13 protein-coding genes and 1 pseudogene are annotated in these 13,030 nt (G+C 64.3%); 4 read left to right on the forward strand and 10 right to left on the reverse strand.

Annotation, left to right across the window (positions count from 1 at the left end; all coding sequences use genetic code 11):
- The first annotated feature begins 127 nt into the window (after positions 1–127).
- Positions 128–856, forward strand: coding sequence for a GntR family transcriptional regulator (locus tag NKH54_RS21445; RefSeq protein ID WP_023672267.1), 729 nt, complete (start codon positions 128–130; stop codon positions 854–856).
- A 30-nt stretch (positions 857–886) separates the two neighbouring features.
- Here NKH54_RS21445 and NKH54_RS21450 read toward each other — a convergent pair whose 3' ends face one another.
- Positions 887–1,777: a sigma-70 family RNA polymerase sigma factor gene (locus NKH54_RS21450; protein ID WP_353028830.1), complete on the reverse strand. Its 891-nt coding sequence runs from the start codon at positions 1,775–1,777 to the stop codon at positions 887–889.
- A 32-nt stretch (positions 1,778–1,809) separates the two neighbouring features.
- Entirely contained in the window at positions 1,810–2,118 is a 309-nt protein-coding gene (locus tag NKH54_RS21455) for a hypothetical protein (RefSeq protein WP_353028831.1), read from the reverse strand.
- A gap of 148 nt (positions 2,119–2,266) precedes the next feature.
- Here NKH54_RS21455 and NKH54_RS21460 point away from each other — a divergent pair, with 148 nt between their 5' ends.
- Complete coding sequence (locus NKH54_RS21460; RefSeq protein WP_023687448.1) at positions 2,267–2,632, forward strand: VOC family protein; 366 nt, start codon at positions 2,267–2,269, stop codon at positions 2,630–2,632.
- Between the two features lie 53 nt (positions 2,633–2,685).
- Positions 2,686–3,534: an alpha/beta fold hydrolase gene (locus tag NKH54_RS21465; protein ID WP_353028832.1), complete on the forward strand. Its 849-nt coding sequence runs from the start codon at positions 2,686–2,688 to the stop codon at positions 3,532–3,534.
- An 85-nt stretch (positions 3,535–3,619) separates the two neighbouring features.
- Here NKH54_RS21465 and NKH54_RS21470 read toward each other — a convergent pair whose 3' ends face one another.
- The 4 genes from NKH54_RS21470 to NKH54_RS21485 all read right to left on the reverse strand — a co-directional run bounded on the left by NKH54_RS21470 (position 3,620) and on the right by NKH54_RS21485 (position 6,949).
- Positions 3,620–4,606, reverse strand: coding sequence for a Gfo/Idh/MocA family protein (locus NKH54_RS21470; protein WP_023819907.1), 987 nt, complete (start codon positions 4,604–4,606; stop codon positions 3,620–3,622).
- Positions 4,607–4,684: 78 nt separating this feature from the next.
- The gene (locus NKH54_RS21475) at positions 4,685–5,260 is read right to left on the reverse strand and encodes a YceI family protein (RefSeq protein WP_353028833.1); all 576 of its coding nucleotides are present in this window, start codon (positions 5,258–5,260) and stop codon (positions 4,685–4,687) included.
- A gap of 68 nt (positions 5,261–5,328) precedes the next feature.
- Positions 5,329–5,907: a cytochrome b gene (locus NKH54_RS21480; protein ID WP_353028834.1), complete on the reverse strand. Its 579-nt coding sequence runs from the start codon at positions 5,905–5,907 to the stop codon at positions 5,329–5,331.
- Between the two features lie 151 nt (positions 5,908–6,058).
- Positions 6,059–6,949 (reverse strand): LysR family transcriptional regulator, encoded by an 891-nt coding sequence (locus NKH54_RS21485; RefSeq protein WP_353028835.1) that lies wholly within the window; start codon positions 6,947–6,949, stop codon positions 6,059–6,061.
- 96 nt (positions 6,950–7,045) lie between these two features.
- On the opposite strand from NKH54_RS21485, the gene NKH54_RS21490 reads away from it, so the two are divergent.
- Entirely contained in the window at positions 7,046–8,041 is a 996-nt protein-coding gene (locus NKH54_RS21490; RefSeq protein ID WP_353028836.1) for an aldo/keto reductase, read from the forward strand.
- A gap of 222 nt (positions 8,042–8,263) precedes the next feature.
- Here the strand turns inward: NKH54_RS21490 and NKH54_RS21495 are convergent.
- From NKH54_RS21495 to pheS, 4 genes and pseudogenes are all read right to left on the reverse strand, one after another.
- Positions 8,264–8,865, reverse strand: a pseudogene (locus tag NKH54_RS21495) (nucleotidyltransferase family protein).
- A 160-nt stretch (positions 8,866–9,025) separates the two neighbouring features.
- The gene (pheT, locus tag NKH54_RS21500) at positions 9,026–11,434 is read right to left on the reverse strand and encodes a phenylalanine--tRNA ligase subunit beta (protein WP_353028837.1); all 2,409 of its coding nucleotides are present in this window, start codon (positions 11,432–11,434) and stop codon (positions 9,026–9,028) included.
- 2 nt (positions 11,435–11,436) lie between these two features.
- The gene (locus NKH54_RS21505) at positions 11,437–11,883 is read right to left on the reverse strand and encodes a GFA family protein (protein ID WP_023696009.1); all 447 of its coding nucleotides are present in this window, start codon (positions 11,881–11,883) and stop codon (positions 11,437–11,439) included.
- The gene (gene pheS / locus NKH54_RS21510; protein ID WP_032885996.1) at positions 11,880–12,932 is read right to left on the reverse strand and encodes a phenylalanine--tRNA ligase subunit alpha; all 1,053 of its coding nucleotides are present in this window, start codon (positions 12,930–12,932) and stop codon (positions 11,880–11,882) included. Before pheS ends, NKH54_RS21505 begins: the two co-directional genes overlap by 4 nt.
- Positions 12,933–13,030 lie beyond the last annotated feature (98 nt).

Raw genomic sequence — 13,030 nt, forward strand, 5'->3', positions numbered from 1 at the left:
AAGCTCAACCAATACAACTGAGATGCTCAGGCTAGCGAATGCCGGCAGACCCGTCAACCGGATGGTCGAAACGGGCAAGCAGACTACGCGGGCAGACCACGCGGGCAGACCAAACGGGCAGGCAGATATGGCTCTTCCGAAATCAGTGTCACCGTCCGCCGTCAAGGCGCCGTCGACCGCCGACATATTGCGCAGCGAGGAAGCTTATGAGCAGCTGAAGAGCGACATCGTCGCCTGCGTCCTGCAACCCGGCGAAAGCCTGACCGAAAAGCAGATCGGCGACCGCTACCAGATCAGGAAGGCGACGATCCGCTCGGCTTTGGCCCGCCTGACGCAGGAAGGGCTGATCAAGAGCGAGCCGCGCCGCGGCTATGTCATCGCACCGCTTAGCCTGCGCGACGTCAACGAGATCTTCGACCTCCGCAGCCTGATCGAACCGGAAGTGTTCCGGGTGGCCGCGGCAAACCTCACCGAACGCGGGCTCGACGACATCAGGCTGGCGGCGCAGAAGGTGCTGAAGCCGGAGACGCTGCGCAGCCATGTCGCCTTTCTAGCGGCCGACCGCGCCTTTCGCCTGGCCCTGGCTGAACTCTCCGGCAATCTGCGGCTGGTTCGCCTGCTCGACCAAACGCTCGACCAGTCGGAGCGTGTCCTCCATCTCGGCTTCAAATCGCGCGACTTCACGCAAGCGATCATCGGCCAGCAGAAGGAGTTGGTGCTTGCCTGCGAGCTGGCCGAAGTCTCGGCCATCGCAAAGCTTGCCCGCTCGCAGTGCCTGTCGCTCAAGAAGCAGGTGCTCGAGGCCTTGCTCGCCGGCTCCAAGCTGCAGGACGCCAATTTGCAAAGCTTCGCCTGAGGCGCGAAGCCCGCGCTCTCTGGCCGATGCTTACTCGTCGATGAAGCGGATGTCCGCATCGGCAAGGCAATAGGGCGCGTAGCGGAAATCGCGGATATGGCTGACCTTTCCATCCTGCCAGTCGACCAGCATGAAGCCGCGCACGGCGTCATCTCCCGCTTGCGGGCTGCGGATCAGGATGGCCGGCCTGCCGTCGACGAAGCCGAGCGACAGCGCCCAATCCTGGACACGGTCGTAATTGCCGAAATAGTTGGAAACCTGCGCCTTGCCGCGCATGCGGGTGCGATTGACGACTTCAAGCTGGATGTCCTCGGTGATCAACGCGCGCACGGCGTCGAAGTCGCGCGCGTTGAACAGGTCGACATAGCGGCGCAGGCGCCGCTCGTCGTCGGCGTCGAGCTTTGGGGCAGGCGCCTGCTCGTCCTGTGACGCCAGCAGGCGCAGCTGCGACCGCCCGCGATGGAGCGCTGCCTTGGTCGCAGCCAGGGTCGCGCCGGACACTTCGCAGGTTTCGTGCAGGCTGAGGCCAAGCACGTCGACAAGGATCACGGCGCTGCGCTGCACTGTTGCCAGCTGCATGAAGCTTCGCAGGCTGGCGGCGGTGGCGAGCCTCGCATCGGCGCTGGCGGAGGGGTCTTCGATCGTCGTCATGTCGGTCTCGCTCATGCGCGCCTGCTCCCGCTGGCGCCGGCGCAGATGATCCTGCGCGGCATTGTGGGCTATGCGGAACAGCCATTGCTCCGGACGCTCGACCGCGGCGTCGCCGTCGATGGCCTGCAGTGCCTTGATCAGTGTCTCCTGGACGATGTCCTCGCCATCGATCACCGAGCCGGCCATGCGGGCGCAGTAGCGGTGCAGCTTCGGTCGCAAGGAGCCGAGCATCGCCTCCAGGGCAACGCGGTCGAGTTTTGCTGTGTTCATCCTGTCCGTTCCCAAAATGCCGGTCTTTGCATTCAAGCCGGCACGACCTCGCCGGCCAGCATACGATAATTGCCGACGATCTTTGCCGGCGATCTGGCAAGCGGCGTCGAGCGGCGTCCGGCATGATCGGCGCTGAAGGCCTTGAAGGCTGTGAGCCCCGTCAGGCCGTCGCCATCCTGGCTGACAAGATGGATGAACTCGCCATTCTCCAGTTCCAGGACGAGGTAGCGCACGGATTGCGGCTTCGTGTCGTCGAGTGCCTCGAACACCTGTGCAACCAGCATACGGTTCTCGGCGATGCTTTCGTCCTTCACGCCGTAGCGGATGAGATTGTAGCCCATTGTCGTCTCCTGTTTTTTCAACTCTGCACGGAGAAGACGTTTCGCGACCTCGAAAAGATTCGTCGCCCGGCGAATCTTTTCGATCATCCGGATCGTCTTTCCCGTGGACGGTTGCGCGGCAGCCATCGAGGAGCAGGAGAGATCCATCATGCACATCCAGTTTGCCGAATTGCCGGTGTTCGACCAGGACCGCGCCAAGGCCTTCTACACCGGCCATCTTGCTTGCCAGGTGGCGGAGGACCAGCTGATGGGCGACAGCGGCTGGCGCTGGATCGAGCTGACATTTCCCGGCGCCGTCACCAATTTGCATTTCGTCAAACGCCCCGATGACACGCCGGGCACTGAGCCCGTGTTGGTGCTCGTTGATGGCGATGTCGAGGCAACGGTCGCGGGCCTGAAGGCGCGCGGCGTCGAAATCATCACCGAGCCGCAGGAAGCGCCTTGGCAGCCGGGCCGCACGGTCGCCGAATTCCGCGACAGCGAGGGCAACCGCATGGTTGTCGCCGGCAAATGATCGGACCCGGCGCAAAGCCGAACTTTGACATGAGAACAACAGGAGAGATGGACATGACCCCCCAAACGTCGACGCTGAAAGTACCGGGCGCCAGCCTCTATTATGAGATGCGCGGTTCCGGCCCCGTACTGTTGATAATCCCCGGCGGACCGCAGGACGCCGGCGTCTTCGCCGATGTCGCGGGCTACCTCGCCGACCGCTACACGGTGGTCGCCTATGATCCGCGCGGCAATTCGCGCAGCACCTTCGACGGAGAGCCGCAAGAGCAGGACCTCGATGTCCATGGCGACGATGCCGCGCGATTGATCGAGGCGCTTGGCGCCGGACCGGCCTATGTGTTCGGCACCAGCGGCGGCGCCCAGATCGGGCTCAACCTCGCCGCCCGCCATCCCGGCCGGGTTCGTGCACTGGTGGCGCATGAGCCGCCCAGCATGATGCTGCTCGACGACCCGTCGCCGTCACTGGCCGGCATGCGCGACCTGCACGACACCTATCGCAGCCAGGGTGTCGAGGCGGCGATGCAGAAATTCTTCAGCGAGAACAGCCTGTCGGAAGGGCCGGGTCAGGATGAAGCCGGGCCGCAGGACGGACCGCCTTCGTTCGAACCGTCGCCCGAGGAGGCCGAGACCTTTGCCAGGGTCAGCGGCAATTTCGAATACTGGCTGGCGCATGGCGTCATGCCGCTGTCGCTCTACCGTCCTGATATCGAGGCGCTGCGCGGCCGCCCGGTCGTGGTCGGCATCGGCGAAGAGTCCATCGGCCAGCCGATCGACGGCATGGGCAAGGCGCTGGCCGACAGGCTCGGCAGCAAGCGCGCCGCCTTCCCCGGCGACCATATGGGCTTTGCGCCCTATCCCGATCGCTTCGCCGAGACCTTGCACCTGACGCTCAGAGGCGCGTGAGATCGTCAGTCCAATAGGAAAGGAGCGTCCGCATGCACAATGCGGACGCCCTTCTCCCATGAAATTACCGGCTAAGATTGGTGTATCAGACGGCCTCCCAGCCTTCCTTGGCACCGGCGCGGAAGATGGCGTCGATGACCTTCTGGTTGAGTACGGACTCCTCCAGCGTGAAGATACGCTCCTTGCCGCCCTGTGCCGCCCTGGCAAACGTCTCGACCTCGCGCCGGTACTGTTGCGTGCCGGGAAAGCGGAACACCTGCGCCTCGGTGTGGTTCTGGTTGTGCAATTCGATGCGGTGATGGTCGTAGAGCCCGGCATTGAACGGCGAGAACACCTCGATGAAACCCTTCTCGCCGTGGAACACCATCACCTGCCGCGCCGCCATCTGCGTCGACAGATAGAAGGACAGTTCGAAATCGCCGAAATCGGCGCGGATCGAGGAATAGATGTCGGTGCCGAATTTCTTGTCGCGCTCGATCGTCGCCTGCACGCGCAGCGGCTCCTTGCCGCTCGAAAACCGCGTCGACACCGTCGGATAGACGCCGATATCAGGCAGCGCGCCGCCGCCGAGATCGAGCTGGTTGCGCATGTTGGTGGGATCGACATTGTAATAGGAGAAGGCGCCCTGCACATGGCGCAGCCGGCCGATGGCGCCATCGGCGATGAGATCGCGCACCTTGATCCATTGCGGGTGGTAGATGACCATGAAGGCCTCGCAGACCAGCACCTTCTTGCTGTCGCGCAGCTTGATCAGCGGCGCGATGTCCTTGGCGTCGAGCGCCAGCGGCTTCTCCACCAGCACATGTTTTCCCGCTTCGATGGCCTTGGCCGTCCATTCGACATGCTGCGAGGTCGGCAGCGGGATGTAGACGCCGTCGACGTCTTTCGAAGCGAGCAGCTCCTCATACGAACCAAAGGCATGCCTGGCGCCGAACCGCTCGCCCAGGGCCTCGGCCTTCGACAGGTCGCGGCTGGCGATCGCGGACAAAACGCCATTCTCGGCCTCGACGATTGCCGGCAACAATTGCTCGCGGCCGATCTTGGCCGTCGACAAAACACCCCATCGGAACATCAGGCTTCTCCTATCGATTTACAGGCGAAGAGGTTTGCCCGAAATTGCGGGAAAAGCCAATGCGGATCGCTGGTCCTGCTAGCCTCGCTTGCCCGTCAGCGTCATGTCGAAATTGACGATATTCGAATAGATCGGCGTGCCGACATCCATGCCGTACCGGGAGCGCAGCACCTTGCCGGTGACGTGGAATTTAATGACGCCGCCCTTCAGCCCGCCGAGCTCGGCAGTGAACTTTTCCGCAAACGTCTTGCCGCGCGCCGTCAGCCGGCCGCTGACCAGCGCCATGGTGTCGCTGGTTCGGGTTACGCTGGTCGAGCGGAACTGGATTTCGGGGCTGTTGGCCACGTCGAACACCGCATCGGAGCGCAGGAAGGCGTCGATGCGGCCCTGGCCGGTGCCGACGCTTTCGGGATAGATGGTGAAGTTGACCGCGGAACGGCCGACATCGCTGTTGTCGATGCGGATAGAGCCCTTGAAGCGGCCAAAGGCGCCGTCGAGGCCGCCGCCACCGACCTTGCCGATGGAGAAGCGAATGCTGGAGCTGGCCGGGTTGACCGTGTAGCTGCCGGCAGCGTCGCCGAGGTCCACAGCGGCGGAGACAGGCATGGCAAGGCAAGCGGCAACAGCCGCCAATCCGAAGATGCGCGCATACATGGGTTTTGTCCTTCTGGGGCAGGCGAAGTGTTGCGCCCTCACTCCAATGAACGAATGCGCGGCGCGCGCTATTCCATGTCCTGATCTGACGAAGGCGTGATCATGCGCGTGAGCACGCCGTCGCGCAGCCAGAAATGATGCCGCAGCGCCGCCAGCGCATGCAGCGCAACCAAGGCAATGCCGGCATAGGCGAGATACCAGTGTGCTACCGCCCAGAAGTTTTCCGCCGCATCGGACACGCCGAGCGGCAGGTTCGGCATCACGAAAAGGTTGAACGGCATGCTGGGGATCTCCAGCATCGACACCGAAACCAGTGCCCAGCCGGACAGCGGCAGCGCGAGCTGGAAGCCATAAAGTGCCAGATGCGCCAGCGGCGCCGTCCGACGCTCCAGGCCTCCGACCGAGGCCGGCAAGGCCGGGGCCGCATTGCCGAGCCGCCAGGCAATGCGCAGGATGAGGAGGCCGAGCAGCAGGAAGCCGAAGGATTTGTGCAGCTGGATCAGCTCGAAGGCGGTGCGCTGGCTGGTCAACCGCACCATGATGAAGCCGAGCATGAACTGGCCGATGAACAGGATGCCGATCAGCCAGTGGAGGACGATCGCCGCCCAGCCGTAGCGGGTTGAGTTGTTGGTGATGAATGCCGGCATGGCTGGTGAACGAATGGCAGCTGGGCTTTCTTCCACCCTCCCCCTTGTGGGGAGGGTCGGCGCGAAGCGACGGGGTGGGGGGGTAGCGCCCTACGAAGACTCCCACCCCGATCCGCTACGCGGATCGACCCTCCCCACCAGGGGGAGGTGGCTAAGCACCGACCTTGAAGAAATCCACAAACGCCCGCAGCGCCGGGCGCATCTGGCGGCGGCTGGGGTAGTAGACGAAGAAACCGTCGAAGGGCGGACACCAGTCTTCCAGCACGCGGATCAAGCGACCGTCGGCGAGCGGCGCGCGCACATAATCGTCGAAGACGAAGGCGAGCCCTGCGCCGTCGACCGCTGCCTGGGCGATCAGATGGTCTTCGTCGAGGATCAGCGGCCCTTGCGCCGCGATCTCGATCTCTTCGCCATCCTTCTCGAATTCCCAGCGGTAAAGAATGCCGCTGGAAAAACGGAAGCGGATGCAGCGGTGGTCGGCAAGATCGCGCGGATGACGGGGTCTTGGCATGGTCGCGAAATAGGATGGCGCGCCGACCACGGCGCCGCGAAGGTCCGGTCCGATGCGCACCGCGATCATGTCGCGCTGCAGGCTCTCACCGAGCCGCACGCCGGCATCGAAGCCGCCTTCGACGACGTCGGTGAAGCGATCCTCGATGACGATTTCCAGCACGATGTCAGGATAGGCCCCGGCAAAGCCGCCGAGCCTGGGCGTCAATGCCAGGTGGGCCGCGGTGCGCGGCACGGTCAGCCGCAGGTTGCCGGCCGGCCGGTCGCGCGCCTCAATCGCCGTTTCCAGCGCCAGATCGATCTCGGACAGCGCCGGCCGCAGCCGTTCGAGCAACTGCGCGCCCTCTTCCGTTGGCGCTACGCTGCGGGTGCTGCGCGCCAAAAGCCGCACGCCGAGCCGCGCCTCCAGGCTGGACACGGCATGGCTCACTGCCGAGGGCGCGATGGCCAGTTCGCGCGCCGCGCCACGAAAACTGCCGCATTGGGCGACTGTTGCCAGTACAGCCAGTTGAGAAAGATGCGCTCGGTTCATTGCTCTATTTTATAGAACAGCCCGTGCGAATGACAGCCGATTATCGAACGTAAAGCCAGGCGCTATCTCCCTTTCATCGCAACAAGGAGACGCGCCATGAAAACCCGCAAACTTGGTACTGAACTCGAAGTCTTCCCCGTCGGCCTCGGCTGCATGGGCATGAGCTTCGCCTATGGCGGTCAGGCAGAGGTTGACGCAATCGCCACGCTGCGCCGCGCTGTCGAGATCGGCGTGACGTTTTTCGATACCGCCGAAGTCTATGGTCCCTTTGAGAACGAGATCCTTCTCGGCAAGGCGTTGAAGCCGGTGCGCGACAAGGTGACGATCGCCACCAAATTCGGCTTCAAGATCTCCGAGGAAGGCTCAGGCCTCGAACGCATGGTCGGCGTCGACAGCCGCCCGGAGCACGTCAAGGCGGTGGCGGAAGCCTCGCTGAAACGGCTCGATACCGATGTCATCGACCTCTACTACCAGCACCGCGTCGATCCCGGCGTGCCGATCGAGGACACGGTCGGCGCCATGGCGGAACTGGTGCGCGACGGCAAGGTGCGGGCGCTGGGCCTGTCGGAGGTCAGTGCCACCACCATCCGCCGGGCGCACGCCGTGCATCCGATCGCTGCCGTGCAGAGTGAGTACTCGCTTTGGAGCCGCGACCCCGAAGACGAAGTGTTCGATGTCTGCCGCGAACTCGGCATCGGCTTCGTCCCCTACAGCCCGCTCGGTCGCGGCCTGCTCACCGGCACCATCGCCAAGCCCGAGGCCCTCAGCGACGACGATTGGCGCCGCACCTTGCCGCGTTTCCAGGCCGACGCCATGGCGGCAAACGCCAAGGTCGTTGCGACGCTGGAAAAGCTGGCGGTGGAAAAAGGCGTCACCTCGGCCCAGCTGGCGCTGGCCTGGGTGCTGCACCAGGGCGACTTCATCGTGCCGATCCCCGGCGCAAGAAAGATACGCCATCTCGAGCAGAACACGGCGGCGGTCGGGATCGAGCTGAGCGCGGCTGAGGTCGCGGCGATCGGCGATGCGCTGTCGCCGGACAAGGTGGTTGGCAAGCGTTATACGGAGGAGCTGTTGGCGCTGGTGAATGGGTGAGTGCCTTTACCCTCCCCCTTGTGGGGAGGGTCGATCCGCGAAGCGGATCGGGGTGGGGGTCCTCGTGAGGCGCGGCCCCCCCCCCCCCGCGCGGGGGGGCCGCCCGCCGACCCCCCGGGGCGGGGGGGGGGGGTCCTCGTGAGGCGCACCCCCACCCCGTCTCTCTGTCTCCGCCTCGCTGCGACAGCGAGCCGACCCTCCCCACAACGGGGAGGGTAAGTCTCACCACGGCACCACCGTAATCTCCGGCCAGCACGCCTTCGCCCTCGCCCCCTTGGCCTCATGCGTGCGCCTGTTATCCATCAGCCGGTTGGGCGTGATGCGAAACGCGAAGAGGTCATCCAGCCCGAACGGCGCCACGACCTCAAGCTGCCCATCGGCATCGTATCGCACCCCGACCGCATGCGTCTTCGAAGCAAAATAGCTCACCGACTCGCTGGAACTCGTATAGCGCGGGCAGGGCTGGCCGAATTTCTGCGGATACCACAGATGCACCCGTGCCTGGTTGCGCACCTCGGCCGGCAGAGCCAGCCCCTCGAAATGCTGCGCGGCTCGACGGATGACCGCGTCCTCGGCCTCGTAGGACAGGTCGCTGTCATCGAAGTAGAAGAGATCGACATCCTTGATGCCGTAGCCCGGCGCCTTGCCGGTCAGGTGGTTCCAGACGCTGTTGTAGAGCGCGCCAACACCACCAGCCAGTCCGGCAACGCCAGCGTGCGGGCCCGCTCCAGCGCGTCGCTGACGAGCGCATCCGCCAACACCATGGCGAGAAACGCTTCGCGCTGGGCTTCGAACGGCAGACCGGAATAGCGCAGATGGTCCATCGCCCTTTGGAGAGCGATTCGCAACTGCCGGCAATCCTCAGAAGCAATTCCAGGAAAAGTGTGTAGCGGTTTTACTGGGAAAGCGCGCCGCGCTTTCCCTAAGACGCGCTTTCCCTAAGAATTGCGTGAAGTCGAAATACGTAGGGCGGCGTTAGCCGCTCTACGTTCTCAGCATGCCGCCCGTTTGCTTGCCAACATTGTCGACGATGCGCTTGGCCAGCGCCTCGAAATCCTCGTCGGTGAGCGTCTTTTCAACCGGCTGGATAGATACTTCGATGGCAATCGACTTCTTGGCGGTCCCGAGAGATGCCCCCTCGAACACATCGAACACCGAAACGCCGGTGACCAGCTTCTTGTCGGCGGCGAGCGCCGCGCGCACCAGCGCGCCGGCCTCCACCGTCTTGTCGACGACGAAAGCAAAGTCGCGCTTCACCGCCTGGAAGGCGGACAGCTCCAGCTTTGGCTTGGTTTTCGTCGGCTTGGCCTTCGGCTCGGGCACGGCGTCGATATAGACCTCGAAACCGCAGATCGGTCCGGAAACGTCCAACCCCTCCAGCGTCTTCGGGTGGAACTCGCCGAAGGTGCCGAGCACTGTCTTCGGGCCGAGCTTGATCGTGCCGGAGCGGCCGGGATGATACCAGGCCGGACCGCCTGGCTCGATCTGCAGCCTGTCGACCGGCGCGCCGCAGGCTTCCAGCGCTGCAATCGCGTCGGCTTTGGCGTCGAACACGCCGACCGGACCGGAATTGCCGGCCCAACTGCGGCCGGAACCGTCGAGCTTGGCGGTGCCGCGGCGCACACCGGCGGCAACGCGCCGCTGCTGGTCGGGGCCGTCGCCCTCATAGGTACCGGAGACCTCGAACAGCGCGACATCGCCGATGCCCTTGTCGGCATTGCGCTGCGCGGCGACGATCAGGCCGGGCAACAACGAGGGCCGCATATCGGACATGTCGGCTGCAATCGGATTAGCGAGCTTCAGCGCCGTCTGGCCGCCGCCGAACAGTTCGGCGTGTTTGGCCGGGATGAACGACCAGGTGAGAACCTCCAGCATGCCCCGCACGGCGAGCGAGCGCTTGGCAGTGCGGGTGCGAACCTGCAGCGTCGTCAGTATCTTGGAGTTGACCGCGTCATGCGCGCCGAGCGGCTGCGGCGCGATGTTGTCGACGCCGTGGATGCGCATCACTTCCTCGACCAGGTCGGCCTTGCCGTCGATGTCAGGACGCCAGGACGGCACAGCGACATCGACGACGTCGCCCGAGCCTGACGGCTTGAAGCCGAGGCGGGTCAGGATGTCGAGGCTTTCCGCCTTCGGCACCTCGATGCCGGTCAGCCGCTTCACTTCCGAGATCGGGAAGGAAACGATCTTCGGCTTGTAGCCGGCATAGCCGACCACCTCCGTCTCGGTCGGCTCTCCGCCGCAGAACTCCAGCACCAGCTTTGTCGCCAGCTCGACGCCGGGCACAATGAATTCCGGGTCGACGCCACGCTCGAAACGGTAACGGGCATCGGTGATGATGCCGAGCGTACGGCCGGTGCGGGCCGTGGTGATCGGATCCCAAAGAGCGGATTCGATCAGCACGTCCGTGGTGTTCTCGTCGCAGCCGGAATGCTCGCCGCCCATGACACCGGCGATCGATTCGACGCCATTGTCGCCGGCGATCACGCACATCTGCGGCGTCAGCGTGTATTCGCGCCCGTCAAGCGCCAGCACCTTCTCGCCGTCGCGTGCGCGGCGCACGACGAGATTGCCGGCGACCTTCTTGGCATCGAACACATGCAGCGGCCGGCCACGGTCGAAGGTGACGTAGTTGGTGATGTCGACCAGCGCGCTGATCGGGCGCAAGCCGATGGCGATCAGCCTTTGCTGCAGCCATTTCGGCGACGGCCCGTTCTTCACGCCTTTCACCAGGCGCAGCGCGAAACCGGGGCAGAGCTCCGGCGCCTCGATGGTCACCTTGACCGGCGTTTCACCTTTGCCAAGGACCGCTTCGACCGGCGCGGTCTTGAGCCGGCCAAGCCCGCTTGCCGCCAGGTCCCGGGCGACGCCGTAAATGCTGGTCGCATCCGGCCGGTTCGGCGTCAGATTGATCTCGATCACCGGATCGTCGAGATGCGCGTAAGCCGCGAAGCTGGTGCCGACAGGCGCATCGGCCGGCAGGTCGATAATGCCATTGTGCTCATCCGACAGCTCCAGCTCGCGCTCGGAACACATCATGCCATGGCTCTCGACGCCCCGGATCTTGCCGACGGTCAGCGTCACGTCGATACCGGGCACATAGGCGCCGGGCGCGGCGAAGGCGCCGATCAAGCCGGCGCGGGCATTCGGCGCACCGCACACCACCTGGACAGGGGCTGCGCCATTGCCGGTGTCGACGGTCAGCACCCGCAGCCGGTCGGCGTCGGGATGCTGCACCGCCGTCAGCACCTTGGCGATGACGAACGGCTTCAGGCCGGCCTTGTCGTCGACATGCTCGACTTCGAGGCCGATCGAGGTCAGCCTCTCGACGATCTCGTCGAGCGTGGCGTCGGTGTCGAGATGATCCTTGAGCCAGGAAAGGGTGAGTTTCATCACTATGTTCCGTTTTGTCTGTACCCGCCCGGACCTTGTCCATCGGGTCTGGGTACGCTTGTCTTCAAATGGCGCGGCAAGTCGTCGGGCATATGCACGAAGGGCAGCTGCTCGCGCACATAGGCATGGTGCGTCGGCCGGAAATAGGCCGGCATGTCCATGGCGCCCAGCATGAAATAGATGTGGTCTTCCAGCCGCTCGTCGACATAGGCGATAGGCGAGCCGCAAATGCCGCAGAACGAGCGCGTCACCGGCCCGTTCTCGTACATCTTCAGCGCCTTGCCGGTGAAAGCCACCTGCTCGGTCAGGAAGCCGACAAAGGCCGACACCGGCGCGCCGCTGGCGCGCCGGCAATCGCCGCAATGGCAATAGCTGATATGGTGCGGTTCGACTGATGCCTCGAACCGTACCGCGCCGCAGCGGCAGCCACCCGTGTGCGGCGCCGTCATGCGGAAAGACCTCCGAACAGCGTCGGCATGTCGAGCGGCCTGAAACCGTAATGCGACAGCCAGCGCACATCGGCGTCAAAGAAGGCGCGCAGGTCCGGCATGCCGTATTTCAGCATGGCGATGCGGTCGATGCCCATGCCCCAGGCAAAGCCCTGATATTCGTCGGGATCGAGCCCGCCGGCGCGCAGCACATTGGGGTGGACCATGCCGCAGCCGAGGATCTCCATCCAGTCGGAGCCTTCGCCGAATCGCACTTCGCCGGGCCGCGAGCGGTCGCACTGGATGTCGACCTCGAGGCTGGGCTCGGTGAACGGGAAAAAGGACGGCCGGAAGCGCATCTTGACCTGCGGCACCTCGAAGAAAGCCTTGCAGAATTCTTCCAGCACCCACTTCATGTTGGCGACATTGGCCGATTTGTCGATCACCAGCCCCTCGACCTGATGGAACATCGGCGAGTGGGTAGCGTCGGAATCCTGCCGGTAGGTCTTGCCGGGAATGACGATGCGGATCGGCGGCTTCTGCTTCTCCATGGTGCGGATCTGTACCGGCGAGGTGTGCGTGCGCAACAGCTTGCGCTCGCCCTTTTCGTCCGGCTGGAAAAAGAAGGTATCGTGCATCTCGCGCGCCGGATGCCCTTCGGGGAAATTCAGCGCGGTGAAATTGTAATAGTCGCTCTCGACATCGGGACCTTCTGCGATGGCAAAGCCGAGATCGCCGAAGATCGCCGCGATCTCGTCGATGACCTGGCTGATCGGATGGATGCGGCCGCGCTCGGCCGGCGATTGCCGCACCGGCAGCGTCACGTCGACCGTCTCGGCGGCAAGGCGCGCCGTGACCGCCACATCCTTCAGCTCGACCTTGCGTGTCGTCAGCGCTTCGGTGACGCGGTTCTTCAGGCCGTTGATCGCGGGGCCCTTGACCTGGCGCTCCTCGGCGCTCATCGCGCCCAGTGTCTTCAGCAATTCCGAGATCGACCCCTTTTTGCCGAGAGCCGCGACGCGCACGGCTTCGATAGCAGCCTCATCGGCGGCCGACGCGACGTCGGCCATCAGGGAGTTTTCGAGAGTATCCAAGCCGGTAGCTATGTCGTTCACGGTCAAACTCGCTGTGTTGGGAGTCAACTTTGAGGTGAAAGTCACTTTCAAGT

This window comes from Mesorhizobium sp. M1004, assembly GCF_040318795.1.
GTDB lineage: Bacteria > Pseudomonadota > Alphaproteobacteria > Rhizobiales > Rhizobiaceae > Mesorhizobium.